The sequence below is a fragment of the Streptomyces sp. Tek67B01 genome (assembly GCF_055231995.1).
The window spans coordinates 6,046,681-6,070,975 of record NZ_JBUYUY010000001.1 but is presented as its reverse complement, the minus strand read 5'-3'; the positions used below and the strand labels follow the sequence as shown (position 1 = coordinate 6,070,975).

The following is a 24,295-nucleotide window of genomic DNA, read 5'->3' as shown; positions in this document are numbered from 1 at the left end:
GTGTCGGTCCGCGGGGAAGGGTCCCGGAGTGGTGGAGCCGGATACGGAACGGCCGGTTCGCCGCCCTCACCTGCATTGCGCCTGCGGACTCTAACAGGCTTCTTACATCGCATCTATGGCATGAACCGATACTCTCGGGTAGCACATGCGCACCGCACACCAGCGCCGGCGGAGGATGTGACGGAAGTCTGACGGCGCCGCGTCGCCCCTGGTGGCGGGCGCCCTTCGGTGGTCCAATCGGCGCGTGAGCACAGAGCAGACCGGCCCGCCCCCGCCCGGAACCGACCCGGACCCCGACGTGGGCCCCGACCCCGACGGGACCGGTAGTCCGATCGGCCGGCGGTTGGTCCTCGGCATGGTCGGACTCGGCGCGGCCGGCCTGTTGGCGGCGCCCGTCCTACAGCCCGGTGTCGAGACCGCGCTCGGCGCCGCCGCCGACAAGGACCCGACGGGGCTCACGGGGCTGCTGCCGAACGGCGGCGGGTTCCGGTACTACTCGGTCGCCTCCTCCGTCCCCGAACGCGGCCCGGAGAACTACCGGTTGACCGTCGACGGGCTGGTCGAGCGGCCGGCGACGTACGATCTGGACGCCCTGCGCCGGCTCCCGCAGACCCGCGTGGTCCGGGACGTCCAGTGCGTCACCGGCTGGCGCGTGCCCGGTACGGCCTTCGAGGGCGTTCCGGTGGCCCGGCTGCTCGACGCGGCAGGGGTGCACCCGCAGGCGCGGGCCATCCGGTTCAGCTGCTTCGACGGCGCCTACACGGAGAGCCTCACCCTGCCGCAGGCCCGCCGGGACGACGTGATGGTGGCCCTGCGGATGCAGGACGAGCCGCTGGGCCACTCCCACGGCGGGCCGGCGCGGCTGTACGTGGCCCCCATGTACTTCTACAAGTCCGCGAAGTGGCTCTCCGGGATCACCGTCACCGACGAGGTGGAACCGGGCTACTGGGAACGGCTCGGATACGACGTCGACGCGTGGGTCGGCAGATCGAACGGACGCGACGATGCCCCCACAGTCTGAACGGCCACAGCCTGAACGGCCGCTGTCTGAACGACCGTTGTCTGAAAGGCCGCTGTCTGAACGCCCCCGGAGCGTCCACCGGTTCGGCCGGTCCCAGCGGTGGGTCCACCGGACCACGGCCGCCCTGATGGGCGTGTGCGTGGCCTCCGCCGGGTGCCTCTACCTGCCGCCGCTCGCGGAGCTGGTGGGGCGCCGCCACCTCGTGGTCACCGTCCACGAGTGGTCGGGGCTCCTGCTGGCGGTCCCGCTCCTGTTCGGCCTGGCGTCCCGCGCCGTGCGCGCCGACCTCGGCCGCCTGGGGCGGTTCGGCCCGCACGACCGGGTCTGGCTGCGCGGCGCGCTGCGACGGGACCGGGAGCGGCCGGCCGGGAAGTTCAACGCCGGGCAGAAGCTGTACGCGGGCTGGCTGGCCGGCGCCGTCCTGGTGATGCTGGGCACCGGCCTGCTGATGTGGCCGACCGGCCTCGCCCCGCTGGTCCTGCGGACCGGCGCCACCTTCCTGCACGACTGGCTGGCCCTGACCCTGGGCGTCGTCATCGCCGGACACATCGGCATGGCCGTGCGTGATCCGGAGGCCCGGCGCGGCCTGCGCACGGGCTCCGTCGACCGCAGGTGGGCGGAGCGCGAGCATCCGCTGTGGCGGCACGGCGGGTGACGCCCGGGCCCCCGGGCCCACCGGCTCCCGTCAGCTCCCGTCGCGAACCGCGACGATGCCGTTGAACACGCCGATGTAGGCCGTCCCGTCGGGACCGAGTGTGATCGGCGCCCAGTTGTTGTCGTAGAGGGGGCCGGTTCCGGTCAGTTGCCGCCAGCGGCGCTCACCGGTGCGGAAGTCCACCGCGGTGAGGTACCAGGCGTCGATGCCCCAGGCATTGGGTTCCTTCTCGTAGAAGTAGAGCAGCCCGTTGCCGGTGGACAGTTTGGGTACGACCGAGGGCGAGCGGACGGCGCTCTGCCAGACCGTGTCGCAGCCGCTGCCGTCGGCGCGGACGTCGATGCGGCTGACTCCCCCGACGACGGACTTGCCGAGCAGCAGGCTGGTGGGGTTCTCGTAGCCGTAGTTGTTCTCGACGACGATGCTGTTGCCCCAGGTGATCAGGGAGTTGTCGGTGGTGGAGGCGCCGGAGCCGAAGACCGGGACCTTGCAGACCAGCCGCCGGTCCGCCGGGACGTCCGCACCGCGCTTGTAGACCAGGACGTTCATCCGGTCGTCGGCGTTGTCGGTGATGGCGACGTAGCCGTCACCGAAGAGGTCCGGGGTCGTGCCGGAGCCCTGGTTGACGGAGCCGGGCTTGGTTCCGGTGCCCCGGTCGTAGGTCTGGCGCCACTGGACCTCGGGCGTGCCGTCCGCCGCGGCGCGGAAGCTGTACAGCGCGTGGTCGGTGACGATGGAGACGCCGTCCCGGGCGACCGAGAAGGAGTTCTGGATCTCCTCTCCGTCGAGGCGGACGGAACGGGTCAGGGAGGTCGCCGGGTCCACGGTGCCCACGCGTCCCTGGCGGGTGACCCACCAGATGCGGCCGTCCCAGTCGGGCATCACCGAGGTGACGGGGTCGCAGGTGCCGCTCGGCCACAGGTTGGTCCAGCCGACGCAGTCGTGCGGTACGTGGCCGGTGAGGTCCCAGTCCGCGTCGACGGTGAACTTCCAGCTGCCGTCGGGGTTCTGGGAATGGGCCAGACGCAGGACGTGCCCGCGGGAGTCGGCCAGCACGGCGCGGTCCTGGTCGTCCAGGTAGAAGTAGGCGCCGCCCGAGGTGTCCTTGAAGATCTTGGAGAAGTCGAGGGAGGTGATCGCCTCGACGGTGGAGGAGCGTTGCGGGAGCTGGTGTTCGGCCAGGGTGGTGAGGGTTCGCGGATCGAGCAGTTTGACCTTGAAGCCGGAGAAGGTGCCACAGACGGTCACGAGGCGGCCGGCCTTGTCGAAGGTGGCGGTGGCGCATTCGCCGCCGAGCGCGGCGATCTTCTCGCTGGTGACCTCGGGGTTCTTGCCGAGCGGGCCGGACCAGGACGAGGTGGCGCTGCCCCCGGCGTCGGAGTGCATGCCGCTGCGGCCGTTGGGCGCGAGGTAGGGGTGCTGCGGCGGGGCTTCCCCGGGCAGCGGGACGGCGGCGGCCGGGCCGCCGTCGTACTGGCTGACCAGGCGGTGGCCAGGGGCCTTGGGTATCTCCTCGGCCTGCGCCGGGGAGATCCCGTACATCGCCACGAACACGGCGATGGCGGGGACCACGGCGCAGTTCAGCGCTCTTGGGAACATCCTGGCTTCCTCCATTCCCGACCGTTGTGTTGACACAACGTCTGACATCGCGCCGCCGCCAGACGCTAGGTCGAAGCGTCGGAGGAGTCCATGGAGGAGCCGGATGATTCACGAACGCGCAACAGTGGATCACCGTTCGCGAAGCCGGGGTTCAGCGGTCTCGATGCCCGCGCCGGGGTCAGGGGTTCAGGCCGGAGACCACGCTCGCCGTCGCGGCGAGTCCGCTGTGGATGGTCGCGGCGATGCTGCTGCTCGCGAGGTAGAAGCCGAGCAGGACACAGACGAGGGCGTGGGAGAACTTGAGGCCCCCACCCCGCAGGAAGATCCACGCGAGGACGAGGAGCAGGACGATCACGGAGAGGGAAATCACCATCGAAGCCTCCTTCGGGCGCCGCCATGGTGGCGCAGTCGAGGGGCCCTTCGGGCGAAACACGTGTCCGCCGTACGGGTGTTGACCCTGCGTGACCCATGTGGGACCCACGACGGGATCCCCTGGGAGACGTACGACGGACCCCATGGGGGCCCGCGACGCCCGGGGGCTTGCCGGGCCGCCGGCGGACGTGCCATATATGTCTAGACCTTTACGAGGCTTGCGGCGGAAGGCGCTCCCCGTGCGAGACACCGCGCGACACCCCCTGGGGCGGACCTCCGCCGCACTCGCCCTCTGCCTCACCCTGGCCGCGTGCTCGGGGGCCGGAGGCGAACCCCCGGGCGCCCCGATCGGGGTCACCGCCCAGGCCGGCAGCGCGACTTCGGTCCACGTGATGTGGGAGGCCCCCTCCGGGGGGACGCCGGTGACGGGGTACCAGCTGTTCCAGGCCGACCGGCTGGTCCGCGACCTGCCCGCGGACAAGACGATGGTGGACGTCACCGGGCTCAGCCCGCTGACCGCCTACGCCTTCACCGTCCGGGCGAAGGACGCGGCCGGACACCGCTCCGCCCGCAGCGCGGCCGCCCGGGTCACCACCCCCGCGGCGCGGAGCGAGGACCACCGGGCCCCCACCGCCCCGGCCACCACCACCGGTCGCGCCGACGGCCCCCGCTCGGCCCGGCTGACCTGGGCGCCGGCGACCGACGACACGGGCGTGACGGCGTACGACGTCTACCAGGGCGGCGTCCGCGTCCACACGGCCGGCCCCGGCGAGACCTCCACCACCCTGACGGGCCTCCAGCCCGGCACCCGCTACGAGTTCACCGTCCGGGCCCGGGACGGCTCCGAGAACACCTCCCCGGACGGCCCGGTCGCCGAGGTGACCACGGCCCCCGACCCGGAGCGGGGGCCGGACACCGCGCCCTGCGACTTCACGGCGGTGCCGTCCCCGGGAGCCGTCACCCTGTCCTGGACCGCGCCCGACAACGGGCACGAAACCGACGAGTACCAGCTCTACGTCAACGGACAGCCCGTCACCGTCATCCGGTTCGGGGCCGGGGCCGTTCCGCGCGGAAGGGTGGAGCACCGGCTGACGGTGACCGAGCCGGCGGGTACGGTCTGGTCACTGAAACTGCGGGCCAGACTGCCCGACGGCAACTGGGGCGCCTTCACCCCGGAGCGGCGGACCGTCCTCGCCGGTTGAGCGATCGGCTTGAGATCCGGTGGTGATTCTGGCGCGAACGACACGGCCCCGAAAGAAGATCACGCACAATACATCCGTGTTCGGTGAGTACTCGGTCAACAACAATCAGGCACCCTCCGCAGGTGGCGCGCCTGGGCCAGACTTTCGCCCCGTGCCGGGAAACCTGCCGCCGGAGTCGGCGGGATTCATCGGCCGGCAGCGTGAACTGGCCGATCTGCGCGAGCTCTTGGACGTCCGTCGGCTGGTCACCCTGACGGGCGTGGGTGGCGTCGGCAAGTCCCGGCTCGCCCTGCGGGCCGCATCGACCGGCCGGCCCCGGCGCGACGGGATCTGGTGGGTCGAGCTGTCACCGCTGCGCGATCCGGCCCTGCTCACCACCACCGTGGCGCACGCCGTCGGGCTCGCGGACCACTCCGCGCGCCCCCTCGACGAGGAACTGTGCGCCTGGATGGCCGACAAGGAACTGCTCCTGGTCCTCGACACCTGCGAGCACCTGCTTCCCGCGTGCCGCCACCTCGTCGGCGAACTGCTTCAGTCCGCACCCGGGCTGACGGTTCTCGTCACCTCCCGCGAGCCGCTGGGCAGCCCCCGCGAGATGGTCTTCGAGGTGCGCCCCCTGCCGTACGGGGAACCGGACAGCGACGCCCTCGCCCTGTTCCGCGCCCGCGCCGTCGCCGCGCTGCCGGCGGCCGCCGAGGCGTTCCGCGATCCCGAACGAGCGCTGCTGGCCGCCGAGGTGTGCCGCAGGCTGGACGGCATCCCGCTCGCCCTGGAGCTGGCGGGTGCCCGGATGCGGACGTGGACGCTGGAACAAATGGTGAGGCGGCTGGACGCCCCGTTCGAGGTACTGACCGACGCCCGGGCGCTGCTGCCGCGCCACCAGACCCTGCGGACCGCGATCGGCTGGAGCCACGAGCTGTGCCAGCCGGTGGAGCGGTTGTTGTGGGCCCGACTGTCCGTGTTCACCGCCGACTTCGACGTGGCCGCGGCCCGAACGGTCTGCGCGGGCGGCCCGCTGCCCGCCGGCCGGGTGGAGCGCGCGCTGGCCGGGCTGGTGGCGAAGTCCGTGGTCCGGCGGATCGAGGAGCGCGGATCGGGCACCCGCTACCGGATGCTGGACACGATCCGGGAGTACGGACGCGACTGGCTGTCCGAACTCGGGGAGCTGCGCCCGGTCGCGGACCGGCACGCCCACTGGTACGCGGCGCTGTGCCAGGCCGCGGAGCGGGGCTGGATGGGGCCGGGGCAGGTCGACTGGTACCGCAGGATGAGCGCCGAGCACGCGCAGGTGCGCACGGCCCTGGAGCACCTGCTGCGCACCGATCCGGCGGCGGCGCAGGAGATGGCCGGGGCGCTGTGGTTCTTCTGGTTCGCCTGCGGGCGCGTGCACGAGGGCCGCGGCTTCCTGGAACGGGCGCTCGTGGCCGGTCCGCGCAGCGGGCCGGCGTACACCCAGGCGGTGTGGGCACTGGGGCTGACGGCCCTGGCCCGGGGCGACATGGGCGCGGCGGTGGAGCTCGGCCGACGGTGCGCCCGCGAGGCGTCCCGGCTCGGCGACCCGGAGCCGGAGCTGCGCGCCGCCTACCTGCGGGCCGTGGCGGTGATGATGCCGGGCGATCCGGCGGGGGCGCTCCAGCTGGCGGGGCCCCGTGCCCGGACGGCCCACGGCGGCCGGACCGACGGCACGGGACTGCTGCTGTGTCGGTTGGCCACCGGCTACGCGCTGTGCGACGAGGGGCGGTTCGAAGAGGCGGCCGAGGAGGCGCGGGGCCTGCGCGAGGCGTGTGCGGCGCTGGGCGAGCGGTGGTTGCGGGCCTACGCCGACTACCTCCTGGCCGTGGCGGCGCTGGGCGTCGGCGACCACGGGGAGGCGGCCCGACACGCCCGGGCCATGCTGTCCGGAAAACGGCTGCTGGGAGACCGCTTCGGCATCGCGCTCGGCCTGGACCTGCTCGCCGCGGCCGTGGCGGGGCTGGGCGACGGCGAACTGGCGGCGCGGCTGCTGGGGACCGGGCACGCCTGGTGGCGCACCGTGGGACGCCCACAGATGGGCTCCCCCTCGCTGACGGCGCTGCGCGACGAGGGAGAGCGGCAGGCCCGGGCCGCGATCGGCGACGCCGCGTACGAGAGCGCCTTCCAGGGAGGCGCGGCGGCGGCGACCGCCTGAGCGCTCGCCCGCGGGCGTCCCGTGTCCCGGACCGGCGGCGGACGGGCCGCCCCGTCAGTACGGGAGGGGTCTGCCCGACGGGGTGCGCAGGTCCAGGTCTCGGGGGGCGGGCTTGGGGACGGGCTTGCGGATCAGCTGCTGGCGCATGCTGCCTCCTGGCTCAGACCAGGGCCGGTCGGCGGGGTTCCACCGTGCGGCCGTCGGGGAGCAGCTCCCCGGTGTCGTCGAACACCACCAGACCGTTGCAGAGCAGGCTCCATCCCTGTTCGGGGTGGAAGGCCACGGTGCGGGCAGCGTCGTGGTCGGCGCTGTCGGCGGACGGGCAGGGGGGCTGGTGGGAGCACATGGCGCACCTCCTCGCAGTGTGGGGCGGGAGGGCCGGTGGTCACCCGGTCGAATCCGCGATCCACGGTGGCGGTGAGTATTACTGATCGCCGCCCCCTGACGGAACCCATATTCGCGGTCGAGTTCAGGGTGTGTATGCCCGATTACCATGCGCTTATGCCCCTGATCCGGATCGTTCACCGCACCTCCCTCCCGGCGGCCGAGGCCTGGCTGAGGCTGACGGACTGGACGCGCCACGGGTCCGAGGTCCCCTTCACCCGCACGACGGTCGAAACGGCGCCGCCCACGCGCGTGGGAACGCGCTTCACGGCGCGTACGGGAGTGGGAAGGGTCACCTTCGACGACCCGATGGAAGTCACCGTCTGGCAGCCGCCGACCGCCGGTTCGGCGGGGGTGGTGCGTCTCGTCAAACGGGGACGCGTGGTCCTGGGGTGGGCGCGGATCGAGGTCCTGCCGCTGGAGCCGGCCGGCGCGGAGGTCCGGTGGCTGGAGGACCTGCGGGTGCGGGGGCTCGGGCGGTTCTGCGACCCGGTCGTGTTGGGCGCCGGCCGGCTGCTCTTCGGCCGCGCTCTCGCCCGGTTGCTGCGTTCCTGACAAGGGGGGCTAGGGTTCCGTGATCACCTCGCCCGGTGATCCCGTCACGTCTCCAGGGGGACCTCCATGGCCACTCCGCCACCACCGCAGCAGGGCGCCGCCCCGCAGAACCCGTACGGCATGCCGCCGCAGCAGGGCGCGGCACCGCAGCACAATCCCTACGCCATGCCGCAGCAGCCGCAGCAGCCGCAGCAGCCGCAGGGAGTTCCGTACGGCAACCCTTATGCCGCCTACCAGCAGCAGCCCCATCAGGCCCAGCCCCAACAGGCGCATCAGGCCCAGACCCAACAGGCCGGGTACGCCTGCCGCTTCTGCGGGGCCCAGCCGGCCGCGCCGGGCACCGTGCGGGGACACCAGGGCATGGTGCTGATGATGCGGTTCCTGAGTACGCACGGCCCGTTCTGCCGGGACTGCGGCACCTCCATCGTGCGCGACATGTCGGCGAAGACCCTGTGGCAGGGCTGGTGGGGCCCGGCGTCCCTGTTCATCACGCCGCTGACGGTGCTGGTCAACCTGGTGCCCCGCTCGGCGTTCCGCAAGCTCGCCCCTCCCGTGGGCGGCTTCCGGCCCCCTCTCGACCCGGGCAAGCCGCTCTGGCAGCGCCCGCCCGCGCTGATCATCGCCACGCCGATGGCCCTGATCGCCCTGGGCATCGTCGCGCTGGTCGTGATCGGCGCCGCGACGAGCTGAACGACCGCCGCCCCCGTCCCCCGCGCGAAGGCGCGGGAGAGCGGGGGCAGCGCGCGGACCACCGAGGGCTAGCGGATCGGCATGTCCGAGATCGTGCGGGCGATCACCAGGCGCTGGATCTCGCTCGTGCCCTCGAAGATGGTGTAGATCGCGCTGTCGCGGTGCATGCGCTCCACCGGGTACTCCCGGGTGAAACCGTTCCCGCCGAGGATCTGCACCGCCTGGGCGGTGACCTTCTTGGCCACCTCGCTCGCGAAGAGCTTGGACATCGAACCCTCCGCCGAGGTGAACGGCTTGCCCGCGACCGCCATCCACGAGGCGCGCCACACCAGCAGCCGGGCCGCGTCGATCTGCGTGCGCATGTCCGCGAGTTGGAAGGCCACGCCCTGGTTGTCGATGATCGGGCGGCCGAACTGGGTACGGGTCTTCGCGTAGTCGAGGGCGACCTCGTAGGCGGCGCGCGCCGTGCCGACGGCCATGGCGCCCACCGCGGGGCGGGAGGCCTCGAAGGTGGCCATGGCCGCGTTCTTCAGCCGCTCGCCGCCGCCCGCCTTGGCCCGCTCGCGGGCGCGCGCGAGGCGCTCGTCCAGCTTGTCCTTGCCGCCGAGCAGGCAGGAGCCGGGGACGCGGCAGTCCTCCAGGACCACCTCGGCGGTGTGCGAGGCGCGGATGCCGTGCTTCTTGAACTTCTGCCCCTGTGACAGGCCCGGTGTGTTCGGCGGCACGATGAAGGAGGCGTGCCCCTTCGTCCCGAGTTCGGGGTCGACCACGGCGACGACGATGTGGACGTTGGCGATGCCGCCGTTGGTCGCCCAGGTCTTGGTGCCGTTCAGGACCCATTCGTCCTTGGCCTCGTCGTAGACGGCGCGGGTGCGCATGGCGCCCACGTCGGAGCCGGCGTCCGGCTCGGACGAGCAGAAGGCGGCCACCTTGACGTCGGTGGCGTCGCCGTACATCTGCGGGATCCAGGTGCCGATCTGCTCCTCGGTGCCGTTGGCGAGGACGCCGATGGCCGCGAGTCCGGTGCCGACGATCGACAGGGCGATGCCGGCGTCCCCCCAGAAGAGTTCCTCCATCGCCATCGGGATGCCGAGACCGGTCGGGTCGAAGAATTGCTGGGCGTAGAAGTCGAGGGAGTAGATGCCGACCTTGGCCGCCTCCTGGATGACGGGCCACGGAGTCTCTTCGCGTTCGTCCCACTCGGCGGCCGCCGGCCGGATCACATCGGCGGCGAAGCCGTGGATCCAGTCGCGCACCTGCTTCTGGTCGTCGTTGAGCTCCATGGTGAACTCCGCCATGTCCCCTCCAGCTGTCTCGCGTACCCGTGCCGCTGCCGGCAGGCTGTTACCTGCGGTAACCAGCCACGGCGGCCCAGTCTGTTACCGACGAGTAAGCACTGTCAAGCCGGGCACCGACCGGGCCACGGAGCACCGCCGGGTCGATCGTCAGGGTGTGCGGGGTGTTACGTTGCGTGGGCGTCACGCACATCGCAAGGGCGGGGAGAGAAACACGTCATGGACACCACGCAGCAGGCCGGCGAGCCGGGAGCGGCCGAGCGCCGACGGCGGGAGCTGCTCGAAGCGGCCGACCGCGTCGTGCTCAGGGACGGCCCCAAGGCCTCGATGAACGCCATCGCGGCGGAGGCGGGCATCACCAAGCCCATCCTCTACCGGCACTTCGGCGACAAGGCCGGCCTCTACCAGGCCCTCGCCGTCCGCCACACCGACGCCCTGCTCGACTCGCTGCGGGCCGCCCTGGACGCACCCGCCGAACGACGCAGCCGGGTCGAGTCCACCCTCGACACCTACCTCGCGGCCATCGAGGCGCGACCGCAGGTGTACCGGTTCCTGATGCACCCGGCGGAGGACTCGCAGTCGGCCGAGCGCGGTTTCGACGTCGGCCTGCACTCGGCCCCGCTGCTGCGCCGCCTCGGCGAGGAGCTGGCCCAGGTCATCGGCGAACGCGTCGACCTCGGCCCGGGCGGCGAACGCCTGGCCCGGGTGTGGGGCCACGGCATCGTCGGGATGATGCACGCGGCGGGCGACTGGTGGCTCGGGGAACGCCCCTGCGAGCGCGCAGAGTTGGTGGCGGGCCTCACCGACCTGCTGTGGGGGCGCCTGGCCACCGCCGGCAACCGCCTGGGCGGGCCCGGCTTCTGAGCACGGCCCGGGTACGGGGCGCGACCCGAGATGCGCGCGGCCGGACGCGCGACGGATGCGCGCGGCCCGGGTTCCGAGCGCGGCCGGCGTACGGGCCCGCCCCGGCTCCCGTCAGGCCTTGCGACCCGCTTCGGCGAGTCCCCGCGCGCCCCACGCCGTCTTGCCGATCGCCCGCCGCAGCCGGCGCGCCCGCAGCCCGGTGACCCGGTCCGCGTAGACCGTGCCGTCCAAGTGGTCGCACTCGTGCTGGAGGCAGCGCGCGAAGAACCCGGTGCCCGAAATCCGCACCGGCGCTCCCTCGGAGGTGACCCCCTCCACCACCGCGTGGTCGAAGCGGACCGTGCCGGCCTCCAGGCCGGGCAGCGACAGGCAGCCCTCGGGACCGAGGAACTCGTCCCCGTCGGCGCTCACCAGACGGGGGTTGACCACGTGTCCGACGTGGCGGACGTCCTCGTCGTCGGGGCAGTCGTAGACGAACACCCGCCGGCCGACCCCGATCTGGTTGGCGGCGAGGCCGACGCCGTCGGCCGCGTACATCGTCGCGAACATGTCCTCGACGAGCCGGCCGAGAGCGGGTCCGAACTCGGTGACCTCGGCGCACGGCGAGTGGAGCACCGGATCGCCCAGCAGGCTCATGGTGCGGACGAGTCCGGTGGTGCCGGGGATGAGGCGCTGTCGCATGGCCGTAAGCGTACGACGGGCGAAGATATGAGCAGATCCGCGCCGCCCCTGGGGCGCCGCGGTCAGGGCCCCGGCCGGTACTGGATAGGCTGGGGCCGACCGACGCAAGGAGGACAAGGGACGATGGCAGGCAACACGGAGCCGCTTTCGCCGCGGGCCAAGCTGGCCGTGACGGCGGGCAAGGCCGCGGCGGCGGTGTCGCGGGCCGCGGGACGCGGAAGCGGATCGGTGATCGGTGGCAAGGTCGCACTCAGGCTGGACCCCGATCTCCTCGGCGCGCTGGCGCAGCATCTCGATGTCGTCCTCGTCTCCGCGACGAACGGCAAGACCACGACCACCCGGTTGATCGCGGAGGCCCTGCGGGCCAGCGGTCCGGTGGTCTCCAACGCCCTCGGCGCGAACATGCCGGCCGGCATCACCTCCGCCCTGGCGGGTGGCTCGGACGCCAAGTACGGCGTCATCGAGGTCGACGAGAAGTACCTGGCCGGAGTGGCCCGGGACGTCACCCCCAAGGTGATCGCCCTGCTCAACCTCTCCCGCGACCAGTTGGACCGCGCCGCCGAGACCCGCATGCTCGCCGAGAAGTGGCGCGAGGGGCTCCAGGGCTCCAAGGCCGTCATCGTGGCCAACTGCGACGACCCGCTGATCGTGTGGTCCGCGTCCTCCTCGCAGAACGTGGTGTGGGTCGCGGCCGGCCAGGAGTGGAAGGACGACGCCTGGTCGTGCCCCTCCTGCGGCGGTGTCATGCAGCGCCCGGGCGACGACTGGTTCTGCGGCGAGTGCGGTTTCCGCCGCCCCACCCCCAGCTGGGTGCTCTCCGGCGACCACGTACTGGACCCGCACGGCAGCGCCTGGCCGATCCACCTCCAGCTGCCCGGCCGCGCCAACAAGGCCAACGCCACCACCTCGGCCGCCGTGGCCGCCGTGTTCGGTGTCCCGCCGCAGGTCGCGCTGGAGCGGATGTACCAGGTGCAGGCCGTCGCCGGCCGCTACGACGTGGTCTCCTTCCAGGGCCGCGAGCTGCGGCTGCTGCTCGCCAAGAACCCGGCGGGCTGGCTGGAGACCTTCTCGCTGATCGACCCGCCGCCGACGCCGGTGATCCTGTCCGTTAACGCGCGCGGCGCCGACGGCACGGACACCTCCTGGCTCTGGGACGTGGACTACCCGCGCCTGGCCGGGCACCCCATCTTCGTGATCGGCGACCGCAAGCTGGACCTCGCCGTCCGCCTGGAGGTCGCGGGCCTGGACTTCCGGGTCTGCGAGACCCTTGACGAGGCCGTGCAGCTCGCCCCGCCCGGACAGATCGAGCTGATCGCGAACTACACCGCCTTCCAGGACGTGCGCCGCCGCGTCGGCAACTAGTACTCATACCTCCAGAGGACACAAGAGCATGAGCGACAACAGCCTGCGTCTGGTGTGGGTCTACCCGGACCTGCTCAGCACGTACGGAGACCAGGGCAACGCCCTCGTGGTGGAGCGCCGGGCGCGCCAGCGCGGCCTGGACGTGCAGCGCGTGGACGTGCGCAGCGACCAGCCCATCCCCACCTCGGGCGACATCTACCTGATCGGCGGTGGCGAGGACCGGCCGCAGCGCCTGGCGGCCGAGCGCCTGCTGCGCGACGGCGGCCTGGAGCGGGCCGTCTCGAACGGGGCGATCGTCTTCTCGGTGTGCGCCGGGTACCAGATCCTCGGCAACGAGTTCGTCAACGACGTGGGCGAGCGCCAGCAGGGCCTGGGCCTGCTGGACGTGGTCACCGTCCGCGGCGAGGGCGAGCGGTGCGTGGGCGACGTCCTCGCCGACATCGACCCGCGCCTGAACCTGCCCCCGCTGACGGGCTTCGAGAACCACCAGGGCGTGACCCACCTCGGCCCGACGGCCAAGCCGTTCGCCCGCACCCGGCTGGGCCGGGGCAACGGCACCGGTGACGGCACCGAAGGCGCGTACAACGACACCGTGTTCGGCACCTACATGCACGGTCCCGTGATGGCCCGCAACCCGCAGATCGCGGACCTCCTGCTGAAGCTGGCCCTCGACGTGAACGCGCTGCCGGGTCTCGACGACCGCTGGTACGAGGCGCTGCGCGACGAACGCATCGCGGCAGCCACGCAGCCCGCGTAAGGCGTCCGTCACGCCCCGTTCGGCCCGGATTCCCCTTGGGGGATCCGGGCCGACGTTCGTTCGCACGACGGATGTGACCAGCATGTGGAGGATGGTTCAGTCCAGTGGGAATCCGCTTGTAGGCTGGCGGTCAGTACCAACCGGACGACGTGGTCCGGTCGTCGGCCCACGTTGCAAAGGTTCTTCCTGCCATGCGCATTGGTGTGCTCACTTCCGGAGGCGACTGCCCCGGCCTCAACGCCGTCATCCGCTCCGTCGTGCACCGCGCCGTCGTCGACCACGGGGACGAGGTGATCGGCTTCCACGACGGCTGGCGGGGCCTGCTGGAGTGCGACTACCGCAAGCTCGACCTGGACGCCGTCAGCGGCATCCTGGCCCGTGGTGGCACCATCCTCGGCTCCTCCCGCGTCCAGCCCGCGCACCTGCGCGACGGCGTGGAGCGGGCCCGCGGGCACCTCGCGGACCTCGGCCTGGACGCGATCATCCCGATCGGCGGGGAGGGCACGCTCAAGGCGGCGAACCTGCTGTCCGAGGGCGGCCTGCCCATCGTCGGCGTCCCCAAGACCATCGACAACGACATCGCCTCGACCGATGTCACCTTCGGCTTCGACACCGCGGTCGGGGTCGCCACCGAGGCCCTCGACCGACTGAAGACCACCGCCGAGTCGCACCAGCGGGTGATGGTCGTAGAGGTCATGGGCCGGCACACCGGCTGGATCGCGCTCCACTCGGGCATGGCGGCCGGCGCGCACGCCATCGTCGTCCCGGAGCGACCCTTCGACATCGAGGAACTGACCGCGATCGTCGGCGAGCGGTTCTCGGCCGGCAAGCGGTTCGCGATCGTCGTGGTCGCCGAGGGCGCCAAGCCCGCCGCGGGCAGCTCGATGGCCCTGGAGGCCGGCGGCACCGACATGTACGGCCACGAGCGGTTCGCCGGCATCGGCAACCGGCTCGCCGTCGAGCTGGAAGCCCGCCTCGGCAAGGAGGCGCGCCCGGTGATCCTCGGCCACGTGCAGCGCGGCGGCACGCCGACCGCGTACGACCGTGTCCTGGCCACCCGCTTCGGCTGGCACGCGGTGGAGGCCGCGCACCGGGGCGAGTTCGGCATGCTGACCGCGCTGCGCGGCACCGACATCGTGATGGTGCCGCTCGCCGACGCGGTGCGGACCCTCAAGACGGTCCCGGTCGAGCGGTACGACGAGGCGGAGACCGTTCTGTGATGTTTCCCCCCTTCTGAGTGCCGCCCCCCGACGCTTCGGCGTCCGGGGGCGGCACTACTGTGGTGGAGCGCCACAGTCAAGGGAGTGAACAGATGGATCACAGCGGTCACGGCATGGACATGAATATGGACATGGACATGGACCTGCCGCCGTTCACCCTGGGGCGCGGGCTGGACTTCTCCTTCGACGCCTTCTTCCTGATCGGCTCGGTGCTGGGCCTCGCCCTGTACCTGTGGGGCGTGACGCGGCTGCGCCGGCGCGGGGACGCGTGGCCGGTGGGCCGGACCGTCTCCTTCACCGTCGGTGTGCTGACCGTGGCGCTGATGACGTGCACCAAGCTGAACGACTACGGCATGGTCATGTTCAGCGTGCACATGGTGCAGCACATGGTGATCAGCATGCTCTCCCCGATCCTGCTGCTGCTCGGCGCCCCGGTGACGCTGACGCTGCGCGCGCTCGCGCCGGCCGCCCGGGGCGTCAAGGGACCACGCGAGCTGCTGCTGATGCTGCTGCACAGCCGCTACCTGAAGGTGATCACGCACCCGGCTTTCACGATCCCGCTGTTCATCGCCAGCCTGTACGGCCTCTACTTCACCCCGCTGTTCGACTCCCTGATGCAGAGCCGGGCCGGGCACATCGGGATGATGGTGCACTTCCTGGCCGTCGGCCTGATCTTCTTCTGGCCGATCATGGGTGTGGACCCGGGTCCGCACCGTCCCAGTTACGTGATGCGGATGCTGGAGCTGTTCGCGGGCATGCCGTTCCACGCGTTCTTCGGCATCGCGCTGATGATGGCCACCGAGCCGATGATCAAGACGTACAAGGACCCGCCGGCCTCGCTGGGCGTCGACGCGCTGCTCGACCAGCAGTGGGGCGGCGGCATCGCCTGGGCCTTCAGCGAGATCCCCTCGGTGCTGGTGCTGATCGCGCTGGTCTACCAGTGGTACCGCTCCGAGCAGCGGGCCGCGAAGCGCTCGGACCGGGCGGCGGAGCGCGACGGGGACCAGGAGCTGGAGGCGTACAACTCGTATCTCGCCTCCCTCCAGGGGCGTGGCCGGTAGCGCGGCGGCCCTTCCCCGCGCCACCATGGGGCATGAGCGGATCCGTTAAGGCGATGGCCGTGCTGACCTTCGGCTCCTTGGTGGCCGTCGCCGCGTACTCCGTGGCACTCGGCAGCAACGGCTGGCTCTGGTTCGTGTGGGTGCTGCTCGGCATGCTGACCGCCGGGCTGGCAGCCACGCAGCGTACGTGACACTCCCCCCTCGCGGGCAGGCTCCCGGTGTCGGCGTCCGCCGTGCCCCCGGGGCACCCGGCGCGCCGCACTGACCTGTCCGCCGGGTGAAGGGAAACGGCCGGTGTTCTACCACCTGCTCAAGCACGTGCTGCTCGGCCCGCTGCTGCGGTTGCTGTTCCGGCCGCGGATCGAGGGCCTGGAGAACATCCCACCGGAGGGCGCGGCGATCATCGCCGGCAACCACCTGTCCTTCTCCGACCATTTCCTGATGCCCGCGATCCTCAAACGCAGGATCACCTTCCTGGCGAAGGCCGAGTACTTCACCGGCCCCGGCGTCAAAGGGAGGCTGACGGCCGCGTTCTTCCGCAGCGCCGGGCAGATTCCGGTGGACCGTTCCGGCAAGGACGCCGGACGGGCGGCGCTGCGCGAGGGGCTCGGGGTGCTGGCCAAGGGCGAGCTGCTCGGCATCTACCCGGAGGGCACGCGCTCGCACGACGGCCGGCTGTACAAGGGCAAGGTCGGGGTGGCCGCGATGGCGCTCGGCGCGGGGGTGCCGGTCGTGCCCTGCGCGATGGTCGGCACCTTCGAGATCCAGCCGCCCGGGCAGAAGATCCCGAACATCCGGCGGGTCACGATCCGTTTCGGCCGGCCGCTGGAGTTCTCCAGGTACGCGGGACTGGAGGGCGAGCGGGCGATCCTGCGGGCCGTCACCGACGAGATCATGTACGCGATCCTGGAACTGTCCGGCCAGGAGTACGTCGACCGGTACGCGGCCGAGGTGAAGGCGGAGGAGGAGCAGGCACGGAAGAAGGCCCGGCGCAGGACGCGCTGAGCCTTCTCCGTGCTGCGGTGTTCCGGTGTTTCGCCGCTCCGTGCCGCGGCGCTGCCGGCGGTCCTAGCGGACGGCCGGGAGCTCCTCGCGCGGGGCGAGCTCGGCGCCCTGGGACCGGGCCGCCGACTTGGCGGCGGCGGGGGCCGGGGCGACCGGGGTGGCGTGCGGTCCGCACGTCACGTCCTGGGCGTCGACCTTGCCGGTCAGCAGGTAGCCCTCCACGCGGGTGTTGATGCAGGGGTTCACCAGGCTGGTGACACCGTGCGAGCCCGCGCCCTGCTCGGTGATCAGGCGGGAACCGCCGAGGCGGCGGTGCATCTCGACGCCGCCCGCGTAGGGGGTGGCCGCGTCGCGCTCGCTCTGGACGACGAGGACCGGCGGCAGACCGCGCTTGGCGCTCGCGCCCACCTCGATCGGGGTGCCCTGCTTGGACTTCCAGGTCGCGCAGGGCAGGTTCATCCACGCGTTGGACCAGGTCAGGAACGGGTACTTCTTGTTGAGCGCGGTGTTGTCCCGGTCCCACTTGGTCCAGCTGGTGGGCCACTTGGCGTCGGCGCACTCGACAGCGGTGTAGACGGCGTTGCCGTTCTCCGTGGCGATGTTGCCCTTGATGTCGGAGAGGTCCGGGGTGACGGCGTCGATCAGCGGCTTCTCGTCACCGGCGACGTACGCGCTCAGGGCCTGGGCGGTGGGGACCCAGGAGGAGTCGTAGTACGGGGCGCTCTGGAAGAAGCCGATGAGCTCCGCCGGACCGGCGACGCCGCCGAGCGGGTTGGCCTTGGCCTTGGCGCGCAGTTCCAGCCACTTGGCCTCGACCTTGGCGCGGGTGTCGCCGATGTGGAAGACGCCGTCGTTCTTGGCGACCCAGTCCTCCCAGTCGTTCCAGCGCATCTGGAAGGCGACGTCCTGTTCCAGGTTGGCCTGGTACCAGATGTTGTCCTGCTCCGGGTTGACCACGCTGTCGACGATCATGCGGCGCACGTGGCCCGGGAACAGGGTCGCGTAGACCCCGCCGAGGTAGGTGCCGTAGGAGACGCCGAGGTAGTTCAGCTTCTTCTCGCCGAGCGCGGCCCGGATGACGTCCAGGTCACGCGCGGTGTTCGGCGTGGTCATGAACGGCAGCATCTCGCCGCTGCGCTCCTTGCAGCCGTCCGCGTACTCGGCGGCGAGCTTGCGCTGGGCGCGCTTGTCGGCCTCGTTGGACGGGACCGGGTCCGCCTTCGGGACCTTGACGTACTCCTGCGGGTCGACGCAGGAGATGGGCGCCGAGTGGCCGACGCCGCGGGGGTCGAAGCCCACGAAGTCGTACGCCTTGGCGGTGTTGACCCACAGCGGCGACTTGGTGGTGATCCGGCGCGGGAAGCGCATGCCCGAACCGCCCGGGCCACCGGGGTTGTAGACGAGGGCGCCTTGGCGCTCCTCCTTGGTACCGGTGCTCGTCGCGCGGTCGACGGCGAGCTCGATGGTCTTGCCGTTCGGCTTGGCGTAGTCGAGCGGGACCTTCACCCAGCCGCACTGGATCGGCTTCTCGAAGCCCCAGTCGGCGGGGCAGTCCTTCCAGTCGATCCCGGCGCGGGCCGCGCGGGCGGCGGCGACCTGGACGCCGATCGCCTCGTTGTAGCCGTTGTCGCCGGAGGCCGGGGCGGCCTCGGCGGTCGGGGCGAGCAGCAGGCTCGCCGCCAGTGCGCCGGTGATCAAAGTGGCGGCGCTCCCCAGCGCCGCGGTGCGTATCACGTGGTTGTTCCCCCTGCGTCATCTGCCGTGGCGGGCAGCCGTATTGGTCGTATCCGGTCATCGACGTTGCAGGGGGATCTTTGCGCCTGACCGGGACCGGGCGACAGAGCGCGGTCCGGTTCTTTGCCAACCCGATATGCGGACGAGGGTGTACCGCTGAGCGGTGTCCGGTTCGCCCCATGTCCGCCCCGCCGTCACCAGCCGTACGTCGCGCAGGCCGCGTCGAGCAGTTCCCGCAGCCGCAGCGCGTCCGGGGCGAGAGCCGTCACCAGCACGGCGGGTCCGGCGAGCGGGGTCACCGCCGCGAATTCGCCCAGCACCGCCGGCGCCGGTGGGCTGTCGGCGAACTCCGGGTCCACGACCAGGAGTTGCCCGAGCGCCCGGTGGCCCGCGAGTCCCGCCGGGCCGTCCCAACCGCCGGGGGCTCCGGGTCCGCAGGCCAGTTCCTGGTCCAGCAGCGGGCGGCCGTCCCGGGAGACGGTGATCCGGCTGCGGAGCAGGCCGGGGGCCTCCCCGGTGCGGCCGAGCACCTGCTCCTCGCGCAGCAGGAGCCGGGCGGTGGGGGCAAGTTCCACCCGGGTGCGCACCCGCAGGTCGCTGCCGCGTACGGAGACCAGCGGTTCCGGCAGCCAGCGCACCGCCGCCTCCTCCGCCAGCGTCAGCCGTACGTCGTACCGTGCGGGCGCGCCGCCCCGGCCGGGCAGCGCCAGGGTGGCCGCCGCCGACCGGAGCCCCAGTCGGGCCCCCGGTCCGGCGTCGGCCTCCACGCTCAGGTGGTCCCCGCCGAGCGGCGCGCTCATCGCGCCGACCAGCATGACGCCGGCCTCGCCGCCCTCGCCCCGGGTGCGGCGCAGGGCGAGCGGTCCGTCCCCGACCAGCAGCGGCAGGGCGGTGCCGCCCCGGCCGTCGGCGACGGCTGCGATCCGGGCGGTGGCCGTCAACCCCGCCGCGGGGGCGGTGGCCGGCGGGGCGAGGAGGGGCGCGCTGGTCACCGTACGGACCAGGCGGCGATCCGCCCGCGCACCCAGTCGGCCACCGGGGTGACGCCCTCGGGGCCGCGCAGGGACTGGAACGCCACGGGCAGATCGCCGCGCTGCTCGGCCGCGTCGCGGGCCATCCGGTCCAGGTCGGAGCCGACGTAGGGGGCGAGGTCGGTCTTGTTGACGATGAGCAGGTCGGCGGTGGTGACGCCGGGGCCTCCCTTGCGCGGGATGTCGTCGCCGCCGGCCACGTCGATGACGAATATCTGGGCGTCGACCAGGCCCCGGGAGAAGGTGGCCGTCAGGTTGTCCCCGCCTGACTCGACCAGGATCAGGTCCAGGGGCGCGCTGTCGCGATGTGCCTCCTCCAGTTCCTCGACCGCCTCCAGGTTGGCGGAGATGTCGTCGCGGATGGCGGTGTGCGGGCAGGCCCCCGTCTCGACGGCGCTGATCCGCTCGGGCGGCAGGACCGCCTCGCGGAGCAGGAACTCGGCGTCCTCGCGGGTGTAGATGTCGTTGGTGACGACGGCCATGGACAGTTCGGCGCGCAGGGCCCGGCAGAGCGCCGCAACGGTTGCGGTCTTGCCGGAGCCGACGGGTCCGCCGAGGCCGACGCGCAGGGCGCGGCGCGTGCCGTCGGCGCGTACGGGCTCGGCGCTGTGGGTGTGGCGGTGGGGGTAGCTCCCGCCGTGGTCGAGGTGCATGGTTCTCCTTGGGTGGGGGCGGCGGCGGTCAGGAGGCGAAGAGCCGGACCGGCCAGTCGGCATGGACCTGGGCCGCGATGTCGAGCAGCGGGGAGGAGGAGGCCGGCAGTGCTTCCAAGCCCTCGTGCCTTGCCAGCAGGGCGGCGCTCGCCGCCCGACCGGACACGGCGTCGAGTTCGGCGGCGAGGCCGGCCAGGACCGCGCTCGCCTCGAAGGGATCGAGGCCCAGCAGTCGGACGGTCGCGGTCGCGGGACCGCTGACGCTCTCGTACGCCGCCACGTGCGCGGCGTCCAGCGGCCCGAGCCCCGCGGCCCGCGCCGTGACGCCGAGCACCACGGGCTGGTGGGCGCCGCGCGGGAAGGCTGCGGCCAGGGCGTCGAGTTCGGCGGCCGGCCAGGTGGCCCGGGCCGCCCGCAGCAACTGTCGGCCGAGCCGGCGCGCGGCCAGCCGCAGCGCGGGTGAGGGCGTGCGGGCGTCGGCGGCGTCGTCGAGGTCCGCCGGGTCGAGACCGTGGGCGGCGGCCGCGGCGAGGCCGGCGGCGACGAGGCCGGAGGTGTGCAGCCGGCCCCGGCAGAAGTCCGCGAGGGTGGCGGCGTCGTGGATCCGGCCCGCCTTGCAGGCGGCCTCCGCCCCGCCGGAGTGGGCGTGCCCTCCGGCGGGGAAGCGGCCGTCCGCGAGGACGAGCAGCGCGGCGAGGCTCATCGGAAGTCGCCTCTCGGGGGAACGGGCCCCTGGGCGCAACAGGCTCTCATCAGAACAGGAAGTATCTCTGGGCCATGGGCAGTTCCGCCGCCGGCGCCGGCTCCACGACCTCGCCGTCGATGGTGACGGTGAAGGTGTCGGCGTCGACCTCGACCCTGGGCATGGCGTCGTTGTTGCGCATGTCCGTCTTGCTCACCTTGCGGGTGCTCTCGATGGCCACGAACCGCTTGTCGAGGCCGAGGCGTTCGGGCAGATCGTCGTCGAGGGCCGCCTGCGCCGTGAAGTTGAGCGAGTTGAGGGCCGGCGCGCGTCCCATGGCTCCGTACATCGGGCGGGGCAGGATGGGCTGCGGGGTGGGGATGGAGGCGTTGGCGTCGCCCATCTGGGCGTAGGCGATCTGGCCGCCCTTGACGACGACCTCCGGCTTGACCCCGAAGAAGGCGGGGGTCCACAGCACCAGGTCGGCGAGCTTGCCGACCTCGACCGAGCCGATCTCGCGGGCGAGGCCCTGCGCGACGGCCGGGTTGATCGTGTACTTGGCGACGTAGCGGCGCGCGCGGTGGTTGTCGGCCGGGCCGTCGCCGGGCAGGAAGCCGCGCCGCTTCTTCATCACGTGGGCGGTCTGCCAGGTGCGCAGCACGACCTCTCCGACGCGGCCCATGGCCTGGGAGTCGGAGGAGATGATGGAGATCGCCCCGAGGTCGTGCAGGACGTCCTCGGCGGCGATGGTGGAGGGCCGGATGCGGGACTCGGCGAAAGCGAGGTCCTCGGGGACGGCCGGGTTGAGGTGGTGGCAGACCATCAGCATGTCGAGGTGTTCCTCGATGGTGTTGACGGTGTGCGGCCGGGTGGGGTTGGTCGAGCTGGGCAGGATGTTCGGCTCGGAGACCACGGTGATGATGTCGGGAGCGTGGCCGCCGCCCGCGCCCTCGGTGTGGTACGAGTGGATGGTCCGCCCGGCGATGGCCGCGAGGGTGTCGGCGACGAACCCGGCCTCGTTGAGGGTGTCGGTGTGGATGGCGACTTGGGCGCCGGTCTCCTCGGCGACGGTCAGACAGGCGTCGATGGCGGCGGGGGTGGCCCCCCAGTCCTCGTGGATCTTGAACCCGAGGGCGCCGCCGCGCAGCTGGGAGTACATGCCCTCGCGGGACATCGTGTTGCCCTTGCCGAGCAGGCCGATGTTGACGGGGTAGGCCTCCAGCGCCGCGAACATCCTGGCCAGGTGCCAGGGTCCGGGCGTGACGGTGGTGGCCTTGGAGCCCTCGGCGGGTCCGGTGCCGCCGCCGACGAGGGTGGTGATGCCGGAGGCGAGGGCCTCGTCGATCACGGTGGGGGCGATGAAGTGCACGTGGGCGTCGATGGCGCCGGCGGTGACGATCTTGCCGTTGCCGGCGATGATCTCGGTCTCGGGTCCGATGATCAGGGAGGGGTCGACCCCGTCCATGGTGTCGGGGTTGCCGGCCTTGCCGATGCCGCAGATCCGACCGTCGCGGATACCGAGGTCCGCCTTGACGATGCCCCAGTGGTCGAGGATCACGACCCCGGTGATCACCGTGTCGGGGGCGCCTTCGGCGCGCGTGGTGCGGGCTTGGCCCATGGACTCGCGGATGACCTTGCCGCCGCCGAAGACGGCTTCGTCGCCGGAGCGTCCGGGGCCGCCGCTGAGGTCCTGTTCGATCTCCACGAAGAGGTCGGTGTCGGCGAGCCGGATGCGGTCGCCCGTGGTCGGTCCGAAGAGGTCCGCGTACGTCTGGCGCGAGATCTCAGCCATCGAGCGGCCCTCCGGTTTCCCCGCGCAGGCCCGGCACGGTGCGCAGGCCGCCCAGCGGGACGAGTTCGACGGAGACGGGGATGCCCGGCTCGAAGCGGACGGCGGTACCGGCGGCGATGTTGAGCCGGAGCCCGTGGGCGGCGGCGCGGTCGAAGTCGAGGCCCGGGTTGACTTCGGCGAAGTGGTAGTGCGAGCCGACCTGCACGGGGCGGTCGGCGGCGTTGAGCACGGTGAGACGGGTGATGGCGCGACCTTCGTTCAGGCGCACCGGACCGTCCCCGAAGGCGATTTCGCCGGGGATCATGCTGGTGCTCCCGTTCAGACGATGGGGTCGTGGACAGTGACGAGCTTGGTGCCGTCCGGGAAGGTCGCCTCGACCTGGACGTCGTGGATCATCTCGGGAATCCCCTCCATGACCTCTTCGCGGCGCAGCACGGTGCGACCGGAGGCCATGAGCTCGGCCACGGTCCGCCCGTCGCGGGCGCCTTCGAGGATGTGCGAGGTGATCAGGGCCACCGCCTCGGGGTGGTTGAGGCGCACCCCCCGGGCCCTACGCTTCTCGGCCACGTCGGCCGCGACGTGGATGAGCAGTCTTTCCTGCTCGTGTGGTGTCAGTTGCACACGTATCACCAAGCTTCCGGGACAAGATCAACTTCGCGCCAAGAAGACCCTAATCGCCTTCAACACTTTGTTGACCTGCACATATCCGTGCCAAGCATGTCTTGCCCAACGCAGGGACAGGCTTTCCATCCCGAACACCAGTGCTTTACCAGCCCATGGGCGATCATTGGCCGAAGGTCGCGGACGCCAGAGTAGGACCCGCACTTTTCCGCCGAGTTAACCCACGTTTCCGGGAGGCACCCGGTTCACCCCCGGAAGTGGGGAATCGGGTCGACCGCGACGCGGGCCGCCCCCCGGCCGCCGGCTCGACGGGACGATCGAGCGGCTCGTCGGCCCCGCGGCCTCAGCAGCCGGTGGCGGTCCTCGCCGGGGCGCCGGCCGTCCAGGGCAGGGCGATCCACACCGTCTTGCCGCCGTCCTCGGTCGGCGTGACCGAGAGCCGGCCGCCCGCCTCCGCGGCGAGCCAGCGGATGATGACCATCCCCCGGCCGTTGTCCTGCTGGACGGCGGCCGGCAGTCGCCGGGGGCGGCGCGGGTGACTGTCGGTCACCCCGACCCGCAGCCACTCGCCGCGCTCCAACCGGACGTCCACGGTGAAGGTGGGCGACTGTCCGAAGGTGTGCTGCACCGCGTTGGTCGCCAGCTCCGAGACGATCAGCCGGACGGTGTCGGCCGTCTCCGACTCCTCTGGCAGTCCCCATTCACCGAGCACCTCCGCGACGTACCGGCGGGCAGCGGCGACCGCGGCCGGGTCGCTCGGCAGAGTGACGGATGCTTCCTGGTGATCTGCCATGGCGACGTCCCTTTCCCACCGGGGCGCAGCCGCCCCGGATCTACGCTGAGCGTCAGAGTGCACCCATCGTGCCGTCGTTTCCTGCGTTCCCCCAAGATA

General features: G+C 72.0%; 26 protein-coding genes. 13 read left to right on the top strand and 13 right to left on the bottom strand.

Features of this window, described 5'->3' with window-relative positions; translation table 11 throughout:
• Nucleotides 1-244: 244 nt before the first annotated feature.
• Nucleotides 245-1,021 carry a molybdopterin-dependent oxidoreductase gene (locus tag ACV7NM_RS27400; RefSeq protein WP_463412765.1) on the top strand — a complete coding sequence of 259 codons (777 nt, stop codon included), beginning with the start codon at nucleotides 245-247 and terminating at the stop codon, nucleotides 1,019-1,021.
• Complete coding sequence (locus ACV7NM_RS27395) at nucleotides 1,005-1,676, top strand: cytochrome b/b6 domain-containing protein (RefSeq protein ID WP_463412764.1); 672 nt, start codon at nucleotides 1,005-1,007, stop codon at nucleotides 1,674-1,676. The genes ACV7NM_RS27400 and ACV7NM_RS27395 overlap by 17 nt, the downstream gene beginning before the upstream one ends.
• A gap of 30 nt (nucleotides 1,677-1,706) precedes the next feature.
• On the opposite strand, the gene ACV7NM_RS27390 is transcribed toward ACV7NM_RS27395, so the two are convergent.
• Both ACV7NM_RS27390 and ACV7NM_RS27385 read right to left on the bottom strand, forming a co-directional pair.
• Complete coding sequence (locus ACV7NM_RS27390) at nucleotides 1,707-3,218, bottom strand: hypothetical protein (protein WP_463414090.1); 1,512 nt, start codon at nucleotides 3,216-3,218, stop codon at nucleotides 1,707-1,709.
• 235 nt (nucleotides 3,219-3,453) lie between these two features.
• A complete protein-coding gene (locus ACV7NM_RS27385) occupies nucleotides 3,454-3,648 on the bottom strand; it encodes a hypothetical protein (protein WP_136211500.1) in 195 nt (64 codons plus the stop codon).
• 238 nt (nucleotides 3,649-3,886) lie between these two features.
• Between ACV7NM_RS27385 and ACV7NM_RS27380 the strand changes: the two genes are divergently transcribed.
• Entirely contained in the window at nucleotides 3,887-4,849 is a 963-nt protein-coding gene (locus ACV7NM_RS27380; RefSeq protein WP_463412763.1) for a fibronectin type III domain-containing protein, read from the top strand.
• Nucleotides 4,850-5,000: 151 nt separating this feature from the next.
• A complete protein-coding gene (locus ACV7NM_RS27375) occupies nucleotides 5,001-7,016 on the top strand; it encodes an ATP-binding protein (protein WP_463412762.1) in 2,016 nt (671 codons plus the stop codon).
• A gap of 160 nt (nucleotides 7,017-7,176) precedes the next feature.
• On the opposite strand, the gene ACV7NM_RS27370 is transcribed toward ACV7NM_RS27375, so the two are convergent.
• A complete protein-coding gene (locus ACV7NM_RS27370) occupies nucleotides 7,177-7,362 on the bottom strand; it encodes a DUF5999 family protein (RefSeq protein ID WP_136211506.1) in 186 nt (61 codons plus the stop codon).
• Between the two features lie 155 nt (nucleotides 7,363-7,517).
• On the opposite strand from ACV7NM_RS27370, the gene ACV7NM_RS27365 reads away from it, so the two are divergent.
• Both ACV7NM_RS27365 and ACV7NM_RS27360 read left to right on the top strand, forming a co-directional pair.
• The gene (locus tag ACV7NM_RS27365; protein ID WP_463412761.1) at nucleotides 7,518-7,955 is read left to right on the top strand and encodes an SRPBCC family protein; all 438 of its coding nucleotides are present in this window, start codon (nucleotides 7,518-7,520) and stop codon (nucleotides 7,953-7,955) included.
• Nucleotides 7,956-8,021: 66 nt separating this feature from the next.
• A complete protein-coding gene (locus ACV7NM_RS27360; protein WP_463412760.1) occupies nucleotides 8,022-8,645 on the top strand; it encodes an LppU/SCO3897 family protein in 624 nt (207 codons plus the stop codon).
• Between the two features lie 68 nt (nucleotides 8,646-8,713).
• On the opposite strand, the gene ACV7NM_RS27355 is transcribed toward ACV7NM_RS27360, so the two are convergent.
• Complete coding sequence (locus ACV7NM_RS27355; protein ID WP_463412759.1) at nucleotides 8,714-9,943, bottom strand: acyl-CoA dehydrogenase family protein; 1,230 nt, start codon at nucleotides 9,941-9,943, stop codon at nucleotides 8,714-8,716.
• A gap of 216 nt (nucleotides 9,944-10,159) precedes the next feature.
• Here ACV7NM_RS27355 and ACV7NM_RS27350 point away from each other — a divergent pair, with 216 nt between their 5' ends.
• Entirely contained in the window at nucleotides 10,160-10,804 is a 645-nt protein-coding gene (locus ACV7NM_RS27350) for a TetR family transcriptional regulator (protein ID WP_463412758.1), read from the top strand.
• A 111-nt stretch (nucleotides 10,805-10,915) separates the two neighbouring features.
• Here ACV7NM_RS27350 and def read toward each other — a convergent pair whose 3' ends face one another.
• Nucleotides 10,916-11,485 carry a peptide deformylase gene (def, locus tag ACV7NM_RS27345; RefSeq protein ID WP_463412757.1) on the bottom strand — a complete coding sequence of 190 codons (570 nt, stop codon included), beginning with the start codon at nucleotides 11,483-11,485 and terminating at the stop codon, nucleotides 10,916-10,918.
• A 123-nt stretch (nucleotides 11,486-11,608) separates the two neighbouring features.
• Here def and ACV7NM_RS27340 point away from each other — a divergent pair, with 123 nt between their 5' ends.
• The 6 genes from ACV7NM_RS27340 (at nucleotide 11,609) to ACV7NM_RS27315 (ending at nucleotide 16,890) form a co-directional block, all read left to right on the top strand.
• Nucleotides 11,609-12,847: a MurT ligase domain-containing protein gene (locus ACV7NM_RS27340; RefSeq protein ID WP_463412756.1), complete on the top strand. Its 1,239-nt coding sequence runs from the start codon at nucleotides 11,609-11,611 to the stop codon at nucleotides 12,845-12,847.
• A gap of 28 nt (nucleotides 12,848-12,875) precedes the next feature.
• Nucleotides 12,876-13,604 carry a type 1 glutamine amidotransferase gene (locus tag ACV7NM_RS27335; protein WP_136211518.1) on the top strand — a complete coding sequence of 243 codons (729 nt, stop codon included), beginning with the start codon at nucleotides 12,876-12,878 and terminating at the stop codon, nucleotides 13,602-13,604.
• A 191-nt stretch (nucleotides 13,605-13,795) separates the two neighbouring features.
• Entirely contained in the window at nucleotides 13,796-14,824 is a 1,029-nt protein-coding gene (locus ACV7NM_RS27330) for a 6-phosphofructokinase (RefSeq protein WP_463412755.1), read from the top strand.
• Nucleotides 14,825-14,916: 92 nt separating this feature from the next.
• Complete coding sequence (locus ACV7NM_RS27325) at nucleotides 14,917-15,885, top strand: cytochrome c oxidase assembly protein (protein WP_463412754.1); 969 nt, start codon at nucleotides 14,917-14,919, stop codon at nucleotides 15,883-15,885.
• Between the two features lie 32 nt (nucleotides 15,886-15,917).
• Nucleotides 15,918-16,076, top strand: a complete 159-nt coding sequence (locus ACV7NM_RS27320; protein WP_463412753.1) for a hypothetical protein — start codon at nucleotides 15,918-15,920, stop codon at nucleotides 16,074-16,076.
• 103 nt (nucleotides 16,077-16,179) lie between these two features.
• The gene (locus ACV7NM_RS27315; protein WP_463412752.1) at nucleotides 16,180-16,890 is read left to right on the top strand and encodes a lysophospholipid acyltransferase family protein; all 711 of its coding nucleotides are present in this window, start codon (nucleotides 16,180-16,182) and stop codon (nucleotides 16,888-16,890) included.
• Between the two features lie 63 nt (nucleotides 16,891-16,953).
• On the opposite strand, the gene ACV7NM_RS27310 is transcribed toward ACV7NM_RS27315, so the two are convergent.
• From ACV7NM_RS27310 to ACV7NM_RS27275, 8 genes are all read right to left on the bottom strand, one after another.
• Complete coding sequence (locus ACV7NM_RS27310) at nucleotides 16,954-18,624, bottom strand: alpha/beta hydrolase (RefSeq protein WP_463412751.1); 1,671 nt, start codon at nucleotides 18,622-18,624, stop codon at nucleotides 16,954-16,956.
• Between the two features lie 194 nt (nucleotides 18,625-18,818).
• Nucleotides 18,819-19,616, bottom strand: coding sequence for an urease accessory protein UreD (locus ACV7NM_RS27305; protein WP_463412750.1), 798 nt, complete (start codon nucleotides 19,614-19,616; stop codon nucleotides 18,819-18,821).
• Entirely contained in the window at nucleotides 19,613-20,308 is a 696-nt protein-coding gene (gene ureG, locus ACV7NM_RS27300) for an urease accessory protein UreG (RefSeq protein WP_463412749.1), read from the bottom strand. The genes ACV7NM_RS27305 and ureG overlap by 4 nt, the downstream gene beginning before the upstream one ends.
• 28 nt (nucleotides 20,309-20,336) lie before the next feature.
• Nucleotides 20,337-21,011 carry an urease accessory protein UreF gene (locus ACV7NM_RS27295; RefSeq protein WP_463412748.1) on the bottom strand — a complete coding sequence of 225 codons (675 nt, stop codon included), beginning with the start codon at nucleotides 21,009-21,011 and terminating at the stop codon, nucleotides 20,337-20,339.
• 49 nt (nucleotides 21,012-21,060) lie between these two features.
• Entirely contained in the window at nucleotides 21,061-22,782 is a 1,722-nt protein-coding gene (locus tag ACV7NM_RS27290; protein WP_463412747.1) for an urease subunit alpha, read from the bottom strand.
• A complete protein-coding gene (locus ACV7NM_RS27285) occupies nucleotides 22,775-23,086 on the bottom strand; it encodes an urease subunit beta (protein ID WP_136211536.1) in 312 nt (103 codons plus the stop codon). Before ACV7NM_RS27285 ends, ACV7NM_RS27290 begins: the two co-directional genes overlap by 8 nt.
• 14 nt (nucleotides 23,087-23,100) lie before the next feature.
• Nucleotides 23,101-23,403, bottom strand: coding sequence for an urease subunit gamma (locus ACV7NM_RS27280; RefSeq protein ID WP_136211538.1), 303 nt, complete (start codon nucleotides 23,401-23,403; stop codon nucleotides 23,101-23,103).
• A gap of 343 nt (nucleotides 23,404-23,746) precedes the next feature.
• Complete coding sequence (locus tag ACV7NM_RS27275; protein WP_463412746.1) at nucleotides 23,747-24,196, bottom strand: ATP-binding protein; 450 nt, start codon at nucleotides 24,194-24,196, stop codon at nucleotides 23,747-23,749.
• Between the last annotated feature and the right edge of the window lie 99 nt (nucleotides 24,197-24,295).